The following is an 18165-nucleotide window of genomic DNA, read 5'->3' on the forward strand; positions in this document are numbered from 1 at the left end:
TGCATGTGTTAGGCCTGCCGCCAGCGTTCAATCTGAGCCATGATCAAACTCTTCAGTTCAATACTGCAATCGGGTTTTGAGAAAACCCTATAAACTTGGCTCAGCAATCGTTGGTTAAACCATGATTTCTCGTGGAGTAACTTGCGATGCTGATAATCTGTTGACTTCAGTCTTACAGCGCAAGCACCCACACGAATTGCTTGATTCAGTTGTTAAAGAGCGGTTGGTTAAGATCTTTCGTCTCAACCGAGGCGCGCATTCTACAGCAGCGTCTCATCTTGTCAAGCGGTTATTTTCAGAAATTTTCAAAATTTCTTGATCAACTTCAACCACTTGCGCTTCGTTCGACTTAGCGTCTCACGTCAGCGGGAGGCGAATTCTACAGCGTTACAACCTGCTGTCAACCACCTTTTTCACCGCTGCCGATTCAGTGACCTGAACCGAAGCACTTCCTCGCTATCCTGAACGTCTAACTCGTTGATTATCAAGGAGTTTTCCGTTCCGACTGCGCCGGAAGTGGGGCGAATTATAGAGATCTCCCGAGGCGCGTCAAGCACTTATTTCAAAATCATTCAGAAACCAGCGTTACGCGCCCGAATGCCTTCTTGCCGGCCTGGCATACATGGGTAGCGCCGACCTTGAAGACAAAGCCGCGATCAACCACTTCACCATCTATACGCACGCCACCGGACGCCAGCAGATCGCGAGCGATCGCCGAGTTCTTCACCAGGCCTGCCTTATTAAGGACGGCAGCGATCGGCATGTCTTCAGCAGCAGACACGGAAATCTCCGGCAGATCCTCGGGCAGCTCGCCATCCTTCATACGGTTGCCCGCAGAACGGTGCGCCGAAGCCGCAGCCTCTTCACCATGGAAACGTGCAACGATTTCCTCGGCCAGCTTGATCTTGATGTCACGCGGGTTCGCACCGGCCTCGCAATCGGCCTTGAAGCCTTCGATCTCTTCCATGGAGCGGAAGCTCAGCAGCTCGAAGTAACGCCACATCAACGCATCCGGAATCGAGACCAGCTTGCTGTACATGATGCCCGGTGCTTCCTGGATACCAACGTAGTTGCCCAGGGACTTGGACATCTTCTTCACGCCATCCAGACCTTCGAGCAGCGGCATGGTCAAAACGCACTGCGCTTCCTGACCGTACGCACGCTGAAGCTCGCGCCCCATCAGCAGGTTGAACTTCTGGTCCGTGCCGCCCAGCTCGACATCCGCGCGCAATGCGACAGAGTCGTAGCCCTGCACCAGCGGATAGAGGAATTCATGGATGGCGATCGACTGGTTCGACTTGTAGCGCTTGTCGAAGTCATCGCGCTCGAGCATACGAGCGACGGTGTACTGGGAAGACAGGCGAATGAAATCCGCAGGACTCATCTGGTCCATCCAGGTGGAGTTGAACGCCACCTCGGTTTTCGCCGGGTCCAGGATCTTGAAGACCTGAGCCTTGTAGGTTTCGGCGTAGTCGAGCACCTGCTCACGGGTCAGCGGCGGGCGCGTGGCGCTCTTGCCGCTCGGATCACCGATCATGCCGGTGAAGTCACCGATCAGGAAGATGACCTGATGCCCCAGCTCCTGGAACTGGCGCAGCTTATTAATAAGCACCGTGTGGCCCAGGTGCAGATCAGGAGCCGTAGGGTCGAAACCGGCCTTGATGCGCAGTGGCTGACCACGCTTGAGTTTGGCGACCAGTTCGGACTCCACCAGGAGTTCGTCCGCGCCACGCTTGATCAGCGCCAACTGCTCTTCAACCGACTTCATAAATCGCCCCGTAAGCCTTATTCCAAAGGGAAACAACGATACAAGATCACCGCCCAAATACAAAGTCTGCCCACAGCAAGGCGACGAATCAGGGAACGATCCGCACGCGGACTTGCCTCAAGCAGGATTTGGTTATATTTTATACAGTTATTTCATCTTCATCATGTCATTCATCTTTTCCATTTCATCTTTTTTCAAAGTCAAAATTACTTATGAACGACACTCCGCCTAAAGCGCCCCCGCTTTATCCGAAGAGCCATCTGCTAGCTGCAAGCGGTATCGCGGCCCTGCTGAGCCTGGCGCTTCTGGTTTTTCCATCGAGCGATGTCGAAGCCAAGAAAACCAACATCGCGCTCGAGCTGGACACGCCATCCGATCAGCTCAAGCAACAACAAGACGCTCAAGACCAGGCGAAAGCCACAGAAGACACCACAACTTCCCCATTCGCACAGATCGACGACAGCACCGACGAGCCTGAAGACACCGCTCAGGCCCCGGCTCTTGCGCCTGCTCCGGCCAAGCCTGCCGCCGAGGCCGTCGCCGCAGCCAAAAGTCCGAACCACAGGGAAATCGTGGTCTCCAAGGGTGACACCCTCTCTACCCTGTTCGAGAAGGTGGGCCTGCCACCCGCCGCTGTGCATGAAGTCATCGCCAGCGACAAACAGGCCAAGCAGTTCAGCCAGCTGAAAAACGGCCAGGTGCTGCAATTCGAACTGACTCCCGACGGCAACCTGAAACAGCTGCACAGCAAGCTCAACGACCTGGAATCCATCAGCCTTTCCAGGACCGAAAAGGGCTACCTGTTTACCCGTGACGTCAGCAAGCCCAACGTTCGCACCGCCTACGTGCACGGCATCATCAGCAACTCGCTGTCGCAATCAGGCCAGCGCGCAGGCCTGAGCCACAGCATGACCATGGACATGGCCAACATCTTTGGCTACGACGTCGACTTCGCCCAGGACATCCGCAAGGGTGACGAATTCGACGTGATCTATGAGCAGAAAGTGGTCAACGGCAAGACCGTCGGCACCGGCAACATCCTGTCCGCGCGGTTCACCAACCGTGGCAAGACCTACACCGCCGTGCGTTACACCAACAAGCAGGGCAACACCAACTACTACACCGCCGACGGCAACAGCATGCGCAAGGCATTCATCCGCACCCCGGTTGAATTCGCCCGCATCAGCTCGATGTTCTCCATGGGCCGCAAACACCCGATCCTGAACAAGATCCGCGCTCACAAGGGCATCGACTACGCAGCGCCGCGCGGCACGCCGATCAAGGCCACCGGTGACGGCAAGGTGATCCTGGCCGGCCGTCGTGGCGGCTACGGCAACACCGTCATCATCCAGCACGGCGAGACTTACCGTACGCTCTACGGTCATATGCAGGGCTTTGCCAAAGGCATTCAGAATGGCTCCAGCGTCAAGCAAGGCCAAGTCATCGGCTATATTGGTACGACCGGCCTTTCGACAGGCCCGCATGTGCATTACGAGTTCCAGGTTAATGGCGTTCACGTAGACCCACTGGGTCAGAAGCTGCCGATGGCAGACCCGATCGCCAAGTCCGAAAAACAGCGGTTCATGCAGGAGAGCCAACCTCTGATGGCTCGCATGGACCAGGAAAAGGCCACCATGCTGGCCTCGAGTAAGCGCTGACCCATGACTTTATATGTAGGTGTAATGTCCGGAAGCAGTCTGGATGGACTCGACTTCGCGCTGATTGAACAGGATGAGCGGCCACGCCTGGTCACCACCCACTACATCCCTATGCCTGATGACCTGCGCGCCGAGCTGCTGGGCCTGTGCGCCAGCGGTCCGGACGAGATCGCCCGGGTCGGCATCGCCGAGCAGAAATGGGTACGCCTTGCGGCCCAGGGCGTACTCGCGCTGCTGGACAAGCAGAACGTGTCCGCAGGCGAGATTCGCGCCATCGGCAGCCACGGCCAGACGGTTCGCCATGAACCCGCCCGCGGCTTCACCCTGCAGATCGGCAACCCTGCCCTGCTTGCCGAACTGACCGGCATTACCGTCGTCAGCGACTTCCGCAAGCGTGACATCGCCGCCGGTGGCCAGGGTGCCCCGCTGGTGCCGGCGTTTCACGAAGCGCTGTTCGATGACAACAAGGACTATCGCGCAGTGCTGAACGTCGGTGGTTTCAGCAACCTGAGCCTGATCGAGATCGACAAACCGGTTTCCGGTTTCGATTCCGGCCCCGGCAACGTGCTGCTCGATGCCTGGATCCAGGCCCAGCGCGGCCTGAGCTATGACAAGGACGGCGCCTGGGGCGAGAGTGGCACGGTCAACCCGGACCTGCTCAAGTCCATGCTCAGCGACCAGTTCTTCCAGACCAAGGGACCGAAAAGCACCGGGCGTGAAGTCTTCAACCTGGGCTGGGTTCAGCACCACATGTTCCAGTTGCCGACCCTGAAACCCGAAGATGTTCAGGCGACGCTGCTGGAAGTGACAGCCTTGAGCATTACCGAGTCCTTGCAGTCGGCCCAGGCCCAGACCAAGGAACTGCTGGTGTGCGGCGGCGGCGCCCATAACAAGGCGCTGATGGCTCGGCTGGCGGCGTTGCTGCCCAACACCAAGGTGTCCAGCACTGCCGATTTCGGTGTGGACCCGGACTGGGTCGAGGCCATGGCCTTTGCCTGGCTGGCCCATTGCGCACTGGAAAGCGTGCCGGCCAACCGCCCGAGCGTCACCGGGGCCAAAGGCTTGCGAGTACTGGGCGCCATCTACCCGGCGTAACCATTGCCCGCAAACGAAAACGCCGTGCATCTGCACGGCGTTTTGCGTTCTACAGCCTGTGAATCAGATCGAGAACGAGGAACCGCAGCCGCAGGTGGTTGCGGCGTTAGGGTTCTTGATCACGAAGCGGGAGCCTTCCAGCCCCTCCTGATAGTCTACTTCTGCGCCAGCCAGGTACTGGAAGCTCATTGGATCGACCACCAGGCTTACGCCCTCGCGCTCGACGATGGTGTCATCGTCTGCAACGTCTTCATCGAAAGTGAAGCCATACTGGAAGCCCGAACAGCCACCGCCCGTTACGAATACACGCAACTTGAGGCGATCATTGCCCTCTTCGTCGACCAGGGTTTTCACCTTGTGCGCTGCACCCTGGGTGAATTCCAGAGCCACCGGAGTGAAGGATTCGACGCTCATGCTCAATATCTCCCGGCGTTAAGCCGTCATAATGCGTAATGGGCGCATTATCCGCTTCTCCCAGAAAATTGGTCAACTATTTGAAGAGCACCGGCAAGCTGCAAGCGACAGGCCGCAAGCAGGAGCCTGTCCGCTTGCGGCCTTGAGATAGCCGTTAAGGCAGAAGCGCTGCGTGGGACAGTCCCATGCGTTCGTCCAGCTCGAACATGATGTTCATGTTCTGGACCGCCTGGCCCGATGCGCCTTTGACCAGGTTGTCGATGACCGACAGCACCACGACCAGATCACCGCCCTGTGGGCGATGGACCGCGATGCGGCAGACGTTGGCGCCGCGCACGCTGCGGGTTTCCGGGTGGCTGCCGGCAGGCATCACATCGACGAACGGCTCGTTGGCGTAACGTTTTTCAAACAGTGCCTGCAGGTCCACCGACTTGTCGACGACGGTCGAGTACAGGGTTGCATGAATGCCGCGAATCATCGGCGTCAGGTGTGGTACGAACGTCAGGCCGATATCGCCACCGGCTGCACGACGCAGGCCCTGGCTGATTTCCGGCAGGTGACGGTGACCTTTGACGGCATAGGCCTTGAAGCTCTCGCTGGTTTCGGCATACAGCGAACCCACGCTGGCACCACGACCGGCGCCGCTGATGCCGGACTTGCAGTCGGCGATCAGGCGGGTCGGATCCGCCAGCCCCGCCTCCAGCAATGGCAGGAAGCCTAGTTGAGTGGCAGTCGGGTAGCATCCCGGTACCGCGATCAGGCGCGCGCCCTTGATCTGTTCGCGGTTGACTTCCGGCAGTCCGTAGACAGCCTCGCCCAGCAACTCAGGTGCGCCGTGGGGCTGGTTGTACCACTTGGCCCATTCATCGGCATCCTGCAGACGGAAGTCAGCCGACAGGTCGATGACCTTGGTGCCCGCTGCCAGCAGTTCGCCCGCCAGCGCGTGTGCAACGCCGTGGGGAGTGGCAAAAAACACCACGTCGCACGCGCCCAGGACTTTCACATCCGGTACGCTGAAGGCCAGACCGTCGTAATGGCCGCGCAGGTTCGGATACATGTCGGCCACTGGCAGACCTGCTTCGGAGCGCGAGGTGATCGCCACCACTTGCGCTTGCGGATGCTGTGCCAGAAGACGCAGCAATTCGACGCCGGTGTAACCCGTGCCACCGACGATACCGACCTTGACCATAACCTGCCCTCAACGAAACCACTGGAAAGCCGCTGATAATAGGAGGCCAGGGCCTTGGGGACAACCGTGAACGTGACGTACGGGCCTGCCAGCCACTACTATTTGCGCCACCGTGATCCTGGAAAAAAACCAAAATGCTCTATCTGTGGATAAAAGCACTGCACATTGTTTCAATCGTATGCTGGTTCGCTGGCCTTTTTTACCTCCCTCGCCTTTTCGTCTATCACGCCATGAGCACCGATGACGTCAGCCGCGAGCGCTTCTGCACGATGGAGCGAAAGCTCTACCGCGCAATCATGGGGCCGGCGATGATCGCCACACTGGTGTTCGGCATCTGGCTGATTACACTGACCCCGGGATTCCTGCAGCAAGGCTGGATGCACGCCAAGCTGACCCTGGTGGTGTTGCTGATCGGCTACCACCATATGTGCGGCGCGCAGGTCAAACGTTTCGCCCGTGGCGAGCAGGGCCGCAGCCATGTGTTCTATCGCTGGTTCAATGAAGTCCCGGTTCTGATCCTGTTGGCCATCGTCATTCTGGTCGTGGTCAAACCGTTCTGATCCCACGTTTGTCAGTGATGCATTCAACCCAAGACAAGGAAGCCGTGCATGGCCGAGCAGTTCAAGATCGTATTCGAAGGGCAGTTGCGAACGGGTGTGGACCTTGAAACTGCGCGCCTGAACCTGGCGCAGTTGTTCAAAAGCGATGTGTCGGGCATCGACCGGTTGTTCACCGGCAAGCCTGTTACCGTCAAGAAGGGCCTGACCCGGGATGACGCCCAGCGCTATCTCAAGGCGCTGAACGACGCAGGCGTAGAGGCACGCATCGAGTCCGAACAACCGGTGTCGTGGACACTTGAGGAAATCGAGGAGCCTGCCCCGGCCAGACCGGCGTTCGAGCCAGCCCCGTCGCCTTACGCCCCGCCCCGGGCAGCGGTCACCCAGAACTGGCCGGCAGAGGGTGAGTTGAAGGTGTTCACCGTGCAGGGGCGCATCGGCCGGCTGCGCTATCTGGCGTGGACCATGGTCCTGACCTTCGTCGCCATGCTGGCGGCAGCCCTGTGTTTCGGCGTGCTGAGCCTGTCGCTGGTCGCCGGCGGCTTGCTGGGTGCGGTACTGGTGCTGGCCTTCATCGTCGTGAGCATCATGATGGGCGCACAGCGTCTGCATGATGCCGGCTGGTCGGCCTGGCTGCTCTTGCTCAATCTGGTCCCCTTCGTTGGCAGCTTCTTTCCGATCCTGATGTGTGTCGTGCCCGGCAATGCAGGCCCCAACCGCTACGGCGCCCCACCGCCGAAGAACACCGGCGCTGTGAAAGTCCTCGCCACCCTGTGGCTGTTGTTCCTGGCCCTGATGTTCGTGGCAGGCCTGACCGGCGGGCTGCAGAAGGTCAAAAGCAAGGTAGAAGCCACGACGGACGAATACGAACAGACCCTGCCCTACGACGATGATGACGCTGCACAACCAACCGTGCCGGTAGACCCTGCAGACGCAGGCGACTCTTCCGACAACGAAGAAGATCAATAACTGACTGGCAGCAAGGACGCTGTCTCACCACTTGCAACACCTCATGGGAGACCTGCATGACCCGTTACGCCCTGGTCACCGGAGCATCCAGCGGTATCGGCCTTGCGATGGCCGAAGCGCTGGCTCGCCGTGGCCGCAATCTGATTCTGGTTTCTCGCCATAGGGACATGCTGGAGAGCATTGCCATCGAGTTCACTCAGCGCTTCGGCGTTGAGGTGCTGTTTCGCGCCTGCGATCTGGGCGAACCCCTGCGGCTCTCGGGCTTTCTGCTGGAACTGGAAGAGGGCGAGCGCCAGATCGATCTGCTGGTCAATTGCGCAGGCATCGGCAACAGCGGCCCGTTTCTGGCCCAGGAGTGGGCACAGGAACAGGACCTGCTGGACCTCAACGTGCTGGCCCTGACCCGCCTGTGCCACACGGTGGGTAACCTGATGGCGGTGCAAGGCGGCGGCCAGATCCTCAACGTTGCGTCGATCATGGGGTTCCAGCCGGGCCCGTGGATGAGCACCTACGCCGCCAGCAAAGCCTATGTGCTGCACTTTTCCGAAGGCCTTCGCGAGGAACTGAAGAAAACCGGCGTGAGAATCTCGGTGCTGTGCCCGGGCCCCACGCGCACGTCGTTCTTCCGCACCGCTCAGTTGAATGCCGACAAGTTCACCAGCGACAAGACCATGAGCGCCGAAGAGATCGCGCTGTATACCGTGCGTGCCCTGGACAAGAATCGCGCGATCATCGTGCCGGGCCTGCGTAATCGCCTCATGATCCGGATGCCACGTCTGGCCGGGCGCTGGATGACGCGCAAGATTTGGGGCTCGATGCTCAAGTCGCGCACTTCGGCCTGATACCCCGCGTTGCAAGAAACGGCTGGGCGTGTTCGCGCGCGCTCAGTACACTCGCCCCACTGCCCCTGAAACGGAGAAACAAGGCTGTGACTACTCTGTTCACCAAGATCATCAACCGGGAAATCCCGGCAAAGATCATCTACGAAGACGATCAAGTGCTGGCGTTTCACGACATCGCCCCGCAGGCGCCGATCCATTTTCTGGTCATACCGAAGAAACCGATCGCCACGCTTAACGACGTGACCGAAGAAGACAAGGGCCTGCTGGGTCACATCCTCTTCACCGCCCAGCGCCTGGCCAAGGAGCAGGGCTGCGAGGACGGCTTTCGCGTTGTGATGAACACCAACGAGAAAGGCGGGCAGACCGTCTATCACATTCACATGCACGTGCTGGGCAAGCGTCAGATGACCTGGCCGCCGGGCTGAGTCGGGCCCTACACCGGTTTTACCGATCCGCCGGGCGTCTATTGCGCGCCTGGGCGGGTTGACGCAGCACAAGCCTCGTCACAATGATTGAGGTAGACTGGCCGCCGTGGATTTATCCGGAGGTGCCCATGGCTACCGAACGTCACTACTCCCCTATCGATCGTTTTCTGTTGCAGGCCGACGCTGCGATGAAAACGCTGCTGCCTGCCAGCGCGCATTCCCATCGCCCCTCGCCCGCCATCGTCCAGCCTGACACCAAGCTGAGCGAAACCGACACCCGACACGTCGCGGGCCTCATGCGCATCAACCATACCGGTGAAGTCTGTGCCCAGGCGCTGTATCAGGGCCAGGCGCTGACCGCCAAGCTGCCTCATGTGCGCAAGGCGATGGAACATGCCGCCGAAGAAGAGATCGACCACCTGGTGTGGTGCGAGCAGCGCATCCGCCAACTGGGCAGCCACACCAGTGTGCTCAACCCGCTGTTCTATGGCATGTCGTTCGGGATCGGCGCTGTTGCCGGGCTGATCAGCGACAAGGTGAGCCTGGGTTTTGTGGCGGCGACTGAAGATCAGGTCTGCAAGCACCTGAACGAGCATCTGGAGCAACTGCCGGTGGAGGACGAGAAGTCCCGCGCGATTCTTGAGCAGATGCGCACCGACGAAGAGCAACATGCCGAAGGCGCCATTCAGGCTGGCGGTTTCCGCTTCCCGGCACCGGTGAAGTTCGGCATGAGCATGCTGGCCAAGGTGATGACCAAAAGCACCTACCGTATCTGACGCCGACCTGTAGCAGTCCGGCTTGCCGGCGACGGCGTACTCAAGATCGCTGACGCCGGCAAGCCGGACTGCTACGGGGTTTTGTGTCGATCAACCCAGCTCGATGATTTCGTAGTCGTGGGTGATTTCCACGCCCGCGTTACCCAGCATGATCGACGCCGAGCAGTACTTCTCGGCGGACAGTTCGATGGCGCGCTTGACCTGGGTTTCCTTCAGGCCACGGCCCTTGACCACGAAATGCAGGTGGATCTTGGTGAACACCTTCGGGTCTTCAGTGGCGCGCTCGCCTTCCAGGAAGGCTTCGCAGCTCTCGACCGGCTGGCGGGCTTTCTTCAGGATGCTGACCACGTCGAAGTTGCTGCAACCGCCCAGGCCGATCAGCACCATTTCCATTGGGCGCACGCCCAGGTTGCGACCGCCGCTCTCGGGCGGGCCGTCCATCACGACCACATGGCCGCTGCCCGACTCGCCGAGGAACATGGCCTCACCCGCCCACTGAATACGCGCTTTCATCCCCAGGACTCCGTACTTGAAATAAGAATGCTTGAAAAAAGGCGGCCAGCTTAGCACAGGGCAGAGATGTCACTGAGTGAGTCGGGAGATGCCGATTAGCGACACAAAAGTAGGAATTTTCGGAAAAATGGCGATTTGCCCCTCACTCGGGGCGATAAATCGGAAATACTGCCGATACCTATAAGAATGCCTCAGGGCGCAGTTTTTTACGGGATACAACCATGGTTGTCATGACCCCTCCGAACAAAGCCAAACTGGTCGACAAGCTCCTTCCCTACGCCCAGCGCAGACGTTGCCCGGCCAAGAGCAACATCATTTGCGCCGGCGAGGAATCCGAGTCTCTGTACCTGATTATCAAGGGCTCGGTGACGATCCTGATCGAGGACAGCGACGGCCGCGAAATGATCGTCGCGTACCTCAATGCGGGCGACTTCTTCGGCGAACTGGGTCTGTTCCATCCCCAGAGCACCGGCTCGCCGCGCAGCGCCTGGGTCCGCGCCAAGACCGAGTGCGAAGTCGCCGAAATCAGCTATGCAAAATTCCGCGAGCTGAGCCAGCACGATCCTGAACTGATGTACGCAATGGGCGGCCAGATGGCCGAGCGTCTGCGCAACACCACGCGCAAGGTCGGTGACCTGGCGTTTCTCGATGTCACAGGCCGGGTGGCGCGCAGCCTGCTGGACCTGTGCAAGCAGCCGGACGCGATGACTCACCCCGATGGCATGCAGATCAAGATCACCCGCCAGGAAATCGGGCGGATTGTGGGCTGCTCACGGGAAATGGTTGGGCGCGTGCTCAAGTCGCTGGAAGAGCAGAAGCTGGTTCACGTGCGCGGCAAGACCATGGTGGTCTTCGGCACCCGCTGAATTCCGTTACAGCTGAGCGAACACCTGGGCGTAGCGCTCGGCCAGGCGGTTCAGGAAATCCGGCGCGGCGAACAATTCGTGAAGGGCGATGTGGCTGTCGGCGTTGCAACGCTGTTCCAGCTCGCACATCTGGTTGAAGCGGTTGACGGCGTCGACCATCTCCACACGTTCGTTATCCAGCAGCATCGCACCGTGGGCCAGCACCACCGGCCGCTGTCCGCCCTGGCTCTGGCGCCAGCGCTGGGCGGTCCCGACCATCTTGCGACCATCGAGATTGACGTTGAAGCGCCCATCGCAGAACGCGCCCGGAACCTCCCCCAGAGACGCCGCGCCACCCAGCTCGCCCAACACATCGAGCATGGGCTGACACAGGCGCATGTAGGCGTTCTCGATGCGGTCGCGATCAGGGTCGGATTTGGGCTGGACGTAGACCAGCGCGACATTCACGGTGGCAGGGGACTGGGGAACCGGTTCGCCGCCGCTTTCACGCAGCAGTACCGGCCAGCCGATATCGGACAGGGTTTCGCTGGCTTCGCTGAAGCCTGGCAGGCGACTGAGCCTGCGCGGCATCACCAGTGCGTGATCGTTGGGGCGCCAGAACAGCACGCCGTAATCGGCATCCCCGGCACAGACAGAAGCCAGCAAGTCCTGCTCGGCCGCAAGGCCGGCTTCAACGCAGATGTCGATGACTTGTGTGTGCATAGCGACTCCAGGAATTCCTGACTGTGACCCTGTGGGAGCGAGCTTGCTCGCGATTGCGCCAGTTCAGACGCCTTCTCGGTATCTGGATAATTGCATTCGCGAGCAAGCTCGCTCCCACAGGAGATTCACCGACGACATCAATCCAGCGTACTGCCCTTGATTGCCGCGCCCTTCTCAGGGAAGAACAGGCGCTGCAGTTCCACGCCCGGTTTTTCAGCGCGCATGAAGGCTTCGCCCACCAGGAAGGAATACACCTCGTTGATTTCCATCAACTCGACGTCGGCGCGGTTGAGAATCCCGCTCTCGGTGATGACCAGGCGATCACGGGGGATGCGCGGCAGCAGGTCCAGCGTGGTTTCAAGGCTGACATCGAAGGTGTGCAGGTTGCGGTTGTTGATGCCGACCAGCGGGGTATCGAGGGTCTTGAGCGCCCGCTCCAGCTCATCGCCATCGTGCACTTCAACCAGAATGTCCAGGCCAACGCCTTTGGCGACCGATGCCAGCTCGGCCATTTTCACGTCGTCCAGTGCCGACACGATCAGCAAGATGCAGTCGGCGCCCAGCGCGCGTGCTTCAACCACCTGATACGGGTCGATCATGAAATCCTTGCGGATGACCGGCAGCGCACAGGCGCCACGGGCTTCTTTCAGGTACGCATCGGCGCCCTGGAAGAAATCGATGTCGGTCAGCACCGACAGGCAGGTCGCACCGCCCGCCTCGTAGCTCTTGGCGATCTCGGCCGGCTGGAAGTTCTCGCGAATCACGCCCTTGCTCGGCGAAGCCTTCTTGATTTCGGCGATGACCGCAGGCTGCTTGCGCTTGGCCTGCTCGATCAGTGCCTGGGCGAAGCCGCGTGGCGCATCGGCGGTGCTGACCAGCGTTTCCAGCTCCGACAGGCTGACGCTGGCACGGCGCGCCGCGACTTCCTCGGCCTTGCGGGCAAGAATCTTTTCCAGAACCGTCGGCACACTCATCCTTCATTCTCCTGTTTGAATACTGCGGTGAAGGCGCCCAGCTCCTCGAGCTTTTCACGCGCCAGGCCCGTATGCAGCGCATCGTGGGCCAGCTCCACACCTTCTTTCAACGATGACGCAAGATCGGCGGCATAGAGCGCGGCGCCGGCGTTGAGCACGATCATTTCGGCGGCTTTCTGACCGTTTTCGGTCTTGCGGCGGCCCAGGGCATCACGAATCAGTTCCAGCGACTGCGCCGGGCTGTCCACCACCAGGCCAAACAGGCTCTGGCTCTTCATGCCCAGGTCTTCGGGCTGCACCCAGTATTCGGTGACTTCGCCGTTCTTTAGTTCAGCGACAAAAGTCGGCGCGGCCAGGCTGAATTCGTCCAGGCCGTCCTGGGAATGCACCACCAGCACGTGTTTGCTGCCCAGACGCAACAATACTTCCGCCAGCGGGCGGCACAGCGCCTGATTGAACACACCGACCACCTGATGCTTGACCCCAGCCGGGTTGGTCAGCGGGCCGAGCATGTTGAACAGGGTGCGCAGTCCCAGCTCCTTGCGTGGGCCGGCGGCGTGTTTCATCGCGCCGTGATGAGTCTGGGCGAACATGAAACCGATGCCGACGCTGTCGATGCAGCGCGCCACCTGGACTGGCGTCAGGTTCAGGTAGACCCCGGCGGCTTCCAGCAGATCGGCGCTGCCGCTCTTGCCCGACACTGCGCGGTTACCGTGCTTGGCCACCGTGCAGCCGGCGGCGGCGATCACGAAGGATGCGGCGGTCGACACGTTGAAGATGTTTGCCCCGTCACCGCCCGTGCCGACGATGTCGACGACGCGCTCCAGAGATTGAAGCTGGACCTGATCGGCCAGCTCGCGCATGACCGACACCGCACCGACGATTTCGTCGATGGTCTCGCTCTTCATGCGCATGCCCATCAGGAATGCGCCGATCTGCGCCTGAGTGCATTGTCCGGTCATGATTTCGCGCATGACGTCGCGCATTTCGTCGGTGGTCAGGTCCAGTTGATTCACAACCCGGGCCAGCGCCGTTTTGATATCCATTGCCATATCGAAGTGTCCTTAACCCTGACGAGTGCCGCCGGTCTGCTTGAGGAAGTTGGCGAACAGCTCGTGCCCCTGCTCGGAGAGAATCGACTCAGGGTGGAACTGCACCCCTTCGACGTTCAATGTCTTGTGGCGCAGGCCCATGATCTCATCGACGGAGCCGTCTTCGAGCTGGGTCCAGGCGGTCACTTCCAGACAGTCTGGCAAGGTCTCACGCTTGACCACCAAAGAGTGGTAACGGGTTACGGTCAGCGGGTGTTTCAGGCCTTCGAAGACGCCCTGGTCTTCGTGGATCAGATCGCTGGTCTTGCCGTGCATGACCTGGCGTGCGCGCACCACATCGCCGCCAAAGGCCTGGCCGATGGACTGGTGGCCCAGGCACACACCCAGCACCGGCAGCTTGCCTGCGAAGTGTTTGATGACGTCGATGGAGACGCCCGCCTCGTTCGGCGTGCACGGGCCCGGCGAGACCACGATGCGCTCGGGGTTCAAAGCTTCGATTTCGGCAACGGTCATTTCGTCGTTGCGGATCACTTTAACGTCGGCGCCCAGTTCGCCCAGGTACTGCACGACGTTATAGGTAAAGGAGTCGTAGTTATCGATCATCAGCAGCATGGTGTGCTTAACCTCTTGAAATCACTGACCTTAATCAACCTCTCGAAAGTCGCACCCGCATTTGTGGCCACTGCGCTACGCAGGACGGGCGGCATGAACTTCGTGTCTGAGGCAGGGTGTTGCAGCGCCGGGCAGGCCGGCAAGGGGAAAGAGTCAGGCGCGCCAACGCCAGCGGGCGTGGGCCTTGATAACGCGCATCAAGAGTTTGCTGACAATTGTCACGGGAGGGTCTCATCTATACGTTCCGGGACATTAGCGTACCGAACCTGGCGAAGCAACCGCATTCTACGATAGAAAAACCTCACTTGATCTACTCAGAACGGCGAGGATTGCGCGGATCAGCATCCAGCGGCGCTGGCAGCAGGCGCGAAGTTCGCTCCCGCAAGCGAGGCGCGACAAAATCCAGGAAGGCCCGCAACTTGAGCGGCAGCGGCGTTTGCCCCTTGTGCACCAGACTGACGGGCAAGGGTGCGGACTCGAAGGGCTCAAGGACGATGTTCAGCTTTTCATCACTCACCGCTTGCGCGACCTGGTAAGACAGCACGCGAATCAGCCCCACGCCCAGTACGGCGGCATCGATGGCGGCTTCTGCGGTATTGACCGTCAGCCGTGAATGAACAGCCACCGAGCGCTCTGACTTTCCGCCGCCGAACACCCAGGCGCGTTTGGATTCCAGCACTTCAAAGGTAATGCAGTCGTGCCCGGCCAGATCCTCCGGCGTGGCCGGCATGCCCCGTTGCGCAAGGTACTCAGGGCTTGCACACACCACTCGGCGCACCTTGCCCACTTGCGTGGCCATCAGCGAGCTGTCTGGCAACTCACCAATCCGCACCGCGATATCGCCGTGCTCCTCCATCAGGTGCACCACACGATCAGTGAGCATCAGGCTCACGCTGATCTGCGGGTACTGCGCGAGAAATTCTGCCACCACCGGCACCACGTGCAAGCGTCCGAACACCACGGGGGCGGTGACCACCAGTTCGCCCTTGGGCGCGGCGTATTCGCCGGTCGCGGCGCGCTCGGCCTCGCCGATGTCCTCAAGTATCCGCTGGCAGGCCGCCATGTAGGAGGCCCCGGCCTCGGTCAATGAAAGCTGGCGGGTGGTCCGATGCAACAGGCGCGTGTTGAGGTGCGATTCCAGCTCCGCGACCTTGCGGCTGACCGTCGCCAGCGGCATGCCCAACCGGCGCGCGGCAGCCGAGAGGCTTCCCGCCTGGGCAACCGTGACGAAGATGGACATGGCGTCCAGGCGATTCATCGCGACTCTCTCAAATTCTGGAAGGATGATTCCCGATCTTAGGGAATTCTCTTTATAAATGCGACTGCGTAGGGTTGATCTCAATGACCGGTACGCAGCATTGGGCTGCACATGCCGGGCGCCAGCCAACCTGAAGGAGGATGCGATGAGCAGCCTGCCCACTACACCCCACAGCGCACCTGACAGTGCCCCCGCCACCGCGTCCCGCGGCAAGATCGTCATGATGGCGATCATCGCGGGCGCCGTGATTACCAACCTTTACTGCGTGCAGCCAATACTGCCGTTGATTGGCGCGAGCCTTCAGATCGACCAGACCACTGTCGACATCGTCGCCGGTGCCGCCCTGCTCGGCTTCGCCTTTGGCCTGGCGATGCTGCTGCCCTTGGGGGATCGCTTCGACAGGCGCACCCTGGTGCTGGGGCAAATCATCGTCGCCATCGTCTTCGCACTGGCCGCCGCCGCATCGCCCAGCGTCTGGACACTGATAGCGGCGTCCTTCGGCCTGGGCGTGGTCGCCTGCGTTCCGCAGCAACTGGTGCCGTTCGCCGCCGTCATGTCACGATCCAGCGAGCGCGGGCGTTCGGTAGGCACGGTAGTCAGCGGCATCATGGTCGGCATCCTGCTGGGTCGCACACTGTCCGGCCTGATCGGGGAAGTCTATGGCTGGCGCGCGGTGTACGTCGTCGAAGCGGCGTTCATGGTGCCGGTGTTCATCGTTGCCGCCTCGCTGCTGCCTCGTGGCGTACCGACCACTCAACTGTCCTACGGCAAATTGCTGGCTTCGCTGTGGCCGCTGATGCGCGACAACAAGCCGATTCGCGATTCGATGGTGGTTCAGGCACTGCTGTGGGCGTGCTTCAACGCGTTCTGGGTCAACCTTGCCGCGCTGCTGAGTGAAGGCCCGCTGCATCTGGGCAGTGCCTGGGCCGGGGGCTTCGGGATCATCGGTGCCGCCGGCGCCCTTGCCGCATCGGCCGCAGGGCGCGCGTCTGATCGCTTCGGAACCCGGGCAGTGATTGCTGCCAGCATCGGCATCGTGACCCTGTCGTATCTGCTGCTCACAGGCGCCGAGTCTTCGCTGATCTTCCTGGTGCTCGGGGTCATCGTGCTGGATATCGGCGTGCAGGCGGGGCTTGTCTCCAACCAGACTCGCGCTTTCGCCGTGGACCCAAAGGCCCAGGGGCGCATCAACAGCCTGTACATGACCGGCACCTTTTTCGTGGGCGCGCTGGGCACGGTGATCAGCGGCTGGCTCATGGCCCGTTTCGGATGGCAGGGCGTCGTCACCTTTGGCATCGGGTTGGGAGTGCTGGCCGGGATCTACCACTGGATGGGAGCCTCAAGCGCCGCTGCAAAGCAGCCGACCCCGAGCGCCTGAAGGAAGGCGCTGAACCCGAACTCAGACACAGACCACAACATATATCGCCGTTTCGCTTCCTCTTGATTCCCGTTCTGGGAACTACAGTGTCCACCGTTCTGGTGGGCACTCTTTTTATCTGTTTGCGCCAGAGGGCACTTGATTAGGTTGCTAACTTTCACCCCGGTGAAAATCAACAACCGGGTGAAGACGCGCAGGGACTTATCGGATATATTTCCGGCCGCTTTGATAATGGCCGGCAAATAAAGAGTCAATAAAAACCATGTCCCGTAAAAAATACCTGGCGGCGTTCGCCTTCGTGTTGATCGCTGCAACTTCTGCCGCTTACAGCCTGCATCAACGCCCTGTATACAAAGAGCGGCTCCACCTGTGTTTGCCGCCGACGCCTGCAATGTCAAATATCCAGCGGCAGGAACCTACCAGCAGCATCATGGTTAGCGATCGGATGCTGCCGCTGGCGCATTCGTCCTCTGAGATGCAGGTGACTGAAATCGCCCCCACGCCGGCCTCTGACACCCTGACGGTGTTCTACTCGGGCGATGGCGGCTGGCGTGATCTGGACAAGGAAATATCCGAGATCATGGGCGGTGCAGGTTATCCCGTCATCGGTGTAGATACGTTGCGTTATTACTGGAAGTATCGTTCCCCCGAAGAAAGTGCGGCCGATCTTACTGCCCTGATGGATAACTATCGGCAGCGCTGGGGTATCAAACATTTCGTATTGGCCGGTTATTCTTTTGGCGCCGATGTATTGCCCGCCATTTATAATCGTCTGCAGGAAAAAGACAAGAACGCCGTCAGCAGCATTCTGTTATTAGCCTTCGCCCGAAAAGGCAGTTTTGAAATTCATCTGGATGGCTGGATCAAAGACAATAACAATGGCATCGAAACAGGATCCGAAATGGCCAAACTCCCGGCCAGCAAGGTGCTGTGCGTGTATGGCGTGAAAGAAAAGAAGAAAAGCGGCTGCACCGACACCACGATCGTGGGTGAGGTTATGCAACTACCGGGCAAGCATCACTTCGACCGCGACTACAACTCCCTGACACTGAAGTTGCTCGAAGCGATCAAGCACAGAAACACCACCGCTGTGCTTTGACAGATCGAGCGACGGCCT

The 18165-nt window shown here is 60.1% G+C and carries 18 protein-coding genes and 1 pseudogene; 10 read left to right on the forward strand and 9 right to left on the reverse strand.

Translation table 11 applies throughout. From position 1 onward, the window contains the following. Positions 1 to 568: 568 nt before the first annotated feature. Positions 569 to 1768 carry a tyrosine--tRNA ligase gene (gene tyrS / locus ACIPOO_RS16405; protein ID WP_274136432.1) on the reverse strand — a complete coding sequence of 400 codons (1200 nt, stop codon included), beginning with the start codon at positions 1766 to 1768 and terminating at the stop codon, positions 569 to 571. A gap of 212 nt (positions 1769 to 1980) precedes the next feature. Between tyrS and ACIPOO_RS16410 the strand changes: the two genes are divergently transcribed. Both ACIPOO_RS16410 and ACIPOO_RS16415 read left to right on the forward strand, forming a co-directional pair. Beyond that, positions 1981 to 3426, forward strand: coding sequence for a peptidoglycan DD-metalloendopeptidase family protein (locus ACIPOO_RS16410; protein WP_400608588.1), 1446 nt, complete (start codon positions 1981 to 1983; stop codon positions 3424 to 3426). Between the two features lie 3 nt (positions 3427 to 3429). Then, on the forward strand, positions 3430 to 4521 hold the full coding sequence (locus tag ACIPOO_RS16415) for an anhydro-N-acetylmuramic acid kinase (RefSeq protein WP_400608589.1): 1092 nt from the start codon (positions 3430 to 3432) through the stop codon (positions 4519 to 4521). A 63-nt stretch (positions 4522 to 4584) separates the two neighbouring features. Here the strand turns inward: ACIPOO_RS16415 and erpA are convergent, their stop codons facing one another. Both erpA and argC read right to left on the reverse strand, forming a co-directional pair. After that, positions 4585 to 4935, reverse strand: coding sequence for an iron-sulfur cluster insertion protein ErpA (gene erpA, locus ACIPOO_RS16420; protein ID WP_274136436.1), 351 nt, complete (start codon positions 4933 to 4935; stop codon positions 4585 to 4587). Between the two features lie 154 nt (positions 4936 to 5089). Further along, positions 5090 to 6124, reverse strand: a complete 1035-nt coding sequence (argC, locus tag ACIPOO_RS16425) for an N-acetyl-gamma-glutamyl-phosphate reductase (RefSeq protein ID WP_400608590.1) — start codon at positions 6122 to 6124, stop codon at positions 5090 to 5092. Between the two features lie 134 nt (positions 6125 to 6258). On the opposite strand from argC, the gene hemJ reads away from it, so the two are divergent. The 5 genes from hemJ (at position 6259) to coq7 (ending at position 9693) form a co-directional block, all read left to right on the forward strand. Beyond that, a complete protein-coding gene (gene hemJ, locus ACIPOO_RS16430; protein WP_274136439.1) occupies positions 6259 to 6684 on the forward strand; it encodes a protoporphyrinogen oxidase HemJ in 426 nt (141 codons plus the stop codon). Between the two features lie 48 nt (positions 6685 to 6732). Continuing rightward, positions 6733 to 7650: a DUF805 domain-containing protein gene (locus ACIPOO_RS16435; RefSeq protein WP_400608591.1), complete on the forward strand. Its 918-nt coding sequence runs from the start codon at positions 6733 to 6735 to the stop codon at positions 7648 to 7650. Positions 7651 to 7706: 56 nt separating this feature from the next. Continuing rightward, positions 7707 to 8492, forward strand: a complete 786-nt coding sequence (locus ACIPOO_RS16440) for an SDR family NAD(P)-dependent oxidoreductase (protein WP_400608592.1) — start codon at positions 7707 to 7709, stop codon at positions 8490 to 8492. 86 nt (positions 8493 to 8578) lie between these two features. Next, on the forward strand, positions 8579 to 8917 hold the full coding sequence (locus ACIPOO_RS16445; RefSeq protein WP_274136442.1) for a histidine triad nucleotide-binding protein: 339 nt from the start codon (positions 8579 to 8581) through the stop codon (positions 8915 to 8917). Between the two features lie 128 nt (positions 8918 to 9045). After that, positions 9046 to 9693 carry a 2-polyprenyl-3-methyl-6-methoxy-1,4-benzoquinone monooxygenase gene (gene coq7, locus ACIPOO_RS16450; protein ID WP_274136443.1) on the forward strand — a complete coding sequence of 216 codons (648 nt, stop codon included), beginning with the start codon at positions 9046 to 9048 and terminating at the stop codon, positions 9691 to 9693. Positions 9694 to 9783: 90 nt separating this feature from the next. Here the strand turns inward: coq7 and ACIPOO_RS16455 are convergent, their stop codons facing one another. Then, positions 9784 to 10206 (reverse strand): OsmC family protein, encoded by a 423-nt coding sequence (locus ACIPOO_RS16455; protein WP_400608593.1) that lies wholly within the window; start codon positions 10204 to 10206, stop codon positions 9784 to 9786. A 221-nt stretch (positions 10207 to 10427) separates the two neighbouring features. Between ACIPOO_RS16455 and crp the strand changes: the two genes are divergently transcribed. Further along, on the forward strand, positions 10428 to 11072 hold the full coding sequence (gene crp, locus ACIPOO_RS16460; RefSeq protein ID WP_274136444.1) for a cAMP-activated global transcriptional regulator CRP: 645 nt from the start codon (positions 10428 to 10430) through the stop codon (positions 11070 to 11072). A 6-nt stretch (positions 11073 to 11078) separates the two neighbouring features. Here crp and ACIPOO_RS16465 read toward each other — a convergent pair whose 3' ends face one another. The 5 genes from ACIPOO_RS16465 to ACIPOO_RS16485 form a co-directional block, all read right to left on the reverse strand. Beyond that, on the reverse strand, positions 11079 to 11774 hold the full coding sequence (locus tag ACIPOO_RS16465) for a biotin/lipoate A/B protein ligase family protein (RefSeq protein ID WP_400608594.1): 696 nt from the start codon (positions 11772 to 11774) through the stop codon (positions 11079 to 11081). A 137-nt stretch (positions 11775 to 11911) separates the two neighbouring features. Further along, entirely contained in the window at positions 11912 to 12748 is an 837-nt protein-coding gene (gene trpC / locus ACIPOO_RS16470) for an indole-3-glycerol phosphate synthase TrpC (protein ID WP_274136447.1), read from the reverse strand. Next, positions 12745 to 13794 carry an anthranilate phosphoribosyltransferase gene (gene trpD, locus ACIPOO_RS16475; RefSeq protein ID WP_400608731.1) on the reverse strand — a complete coding sequence of 350 codons (1050 nt, stop codon included), beginning with the start codon at positions 13792 to 13794 and terminating at the stop codon, positions 12745 to 12747. Before trpD ends, trpC begins: the two co-directional genes overlap by 4 nt. Positions 13795 to 13812: 18 nt before the next feature. Further along, complete coding sequence (locus ACIPOO_RS16480; RefSeq protein WP_274136449.1) at positions 13813 to 14412, reverse strand: aminodeoxychorismate/anthranilate synthase component II; 600 nt, start codon at positions 14410 to 14412, stop codon at positions 13813 to 13815. 310 nt (positions 14413 to 14722) lie between these two features. Continuing rightward, on the reverse strand, positions 14723 to 15670 hold the full coding sequence (locus tag ACIPOO_RS16485) for a LysR family transcriptional regulator (protein WP_274136451.1): 948 nt from the start codon (positions 15668 to 15670) through the stop codon (positions 14723 to 14725). A 145-nt stretch (positions 15671 to 15815) separates the two neighbouring features. On the opposite strand from ACIPOO_RS16485, the gene ACIPOO_RS16490 reads away from it, so the two are divergent. Then, entirely contained in the window at positions 15816 to 17048 is a 1233-nt protein-coding gene (locus ACIPOO_RS16490; RefSeq protein ID WP_400608595.1) for an MFS transporter, read from the forward strand. 487 nt (positions 17049 to 17535) lie between these two features. After that, positions 17536 to 18147 (forward strand): annotated as a pseudogene (locus tag ACIPOO_RS16495) (virulence factor family protein); the annotation flags it as partial. Positions 18148 to 18165 lie beyond the last annotated feature (18 nt).

This window comes from Pseudomonas sp. NPDC090201 (assembly GCF_044746825.1).
Taxonomy (GTDB): Bacteria; Pseudomonadota; Gammaproteobacteria; order Pseudomonadales; family Pseudomonadaceae; genus Aquipseudomonas; species Aquipseudomonas putida_AD.

Excerpts from the sequence above, each read along its gene's own strand:
- tyrS (WP_274136432.1), bottom strand. The coding sequence starts at position 1,768 with ATGAAGTCGGTTGAAGAGCAGTTGGCGCTGATCAAGCGTGGCGCGGAC.
- ACIPOO_RS16410 (WP_400608588.1), top strand. The coding sequence starts at position 1,981 with ATGAACGACACTCCGCCTAAAGCGCCCCCGCTTTATCCGAAGAGCCAT.
- ACIPOO_RS16415 (WP_400608589.1), top strand. The coding sequence starts at position 3,430 with ATGACTTTATATGTAGGTGTAATGTCCGGAAGCAGTCTGGATGGACTC.
- erpA (WP_274136436.1), bottom strand. The coding sequence starts at position 4,935 with ATGAGCGTCGAATCCTTCACTCCGGTGGCTCTGGAATTCACCCAGGGT.
- argC (WP_400608590.1), bottom strand. The coding sequence starts at position 6,124 with ATGGTCAAGGTCGGTATCGTCGGTGGCACGGGTTACACCGGCGTCGAA.
- hemJ (WP_274136439.1), top strand. The coding sequence starts at position 6,259 with ATGCTCTATCTGTGGATAAAAGCACTGCACATTGTTTCAATCGTATGC.
- ACIPOO_RS16435 (WP_400608591.1), top strand. The coding sequence starts at position 6,733 with ATGGCCGAGCAGTTCAAGATCGTATTCGAAGGGCAGTTGCGAACGGGT.
- ACIPOO_RS16440 (WP_400608592.1), top strand. The coding sequence starts at position 7,707 with ATGACCCGTTACGCCCTGGTCACCGGAGCATCCAGCGGTATCGGCCTT.
- coq7 (WP_274136443.1), top strand. The coding sequence starts at position 9,046 with ATGGCTACCGAACGTCACTACTCCCCTATCGATCGTTTTCTGTTGCAG.
- ACIPOO_RS16455 (WP_400608593.1), bottom strand. The coding sequence starts at position 10,206 with ATGAAAGCGCGTATTCAGTGGGCGGGTGAGGCCATGTTCCTCGGCGAG.
- crp (WP_274136444.1), top strand. The coding sequence starts at position 10,428 with ATGGTTGTCATGACCCCTCCGAACAAAGCCAAACTGGTCGACAAGCTC.
- ACIPOO_RS16465 (WP_400608594.1), bottom strand. The coding sequence starts at position 11,774 with ATGCACACACAAGTCATCGACATCTGCGTTGAAGCCGGCCTTGCGGCC.
- trpC (WP_274136447.1), bottom strand. The coding sequence starts at position 12,748 with ATGAGTGTGCCGACGGTTCTGGAAAAGATTCTTGCCCGCAAGGCCGAG.
- trpD (WP_400608731.1), bottom strand. The coding sequence starts at position 13,794 with ATGGATATCAAAACGGCGCTGGCCCGGGTTGTGAATCAACTGGACCTG.
- ACIPOO_RS16480 (WP_274136449.1), bottom strand. The coding sequence starts at position 14,412 with ATGCTGCTGATGATCGATAACTACGACTCCTTTACCTATAACGTCGTG.
- ACIPOO_RS16485 (WP_274136451.1), bottom strand. The coding sequence starts at position 15,670 with ATGAATCGCCTGGACGCCATGTCCATCTTCGTCACGGTTGCCCAGGCG.
- ACIPOO_RS16490 (WP_400608595.1), top strand. The coding sequence starts at position 15,816 with ATGAGCAGCCTGCCCACTACACCCCACAGCGCACCTGACAGTGCCCCC.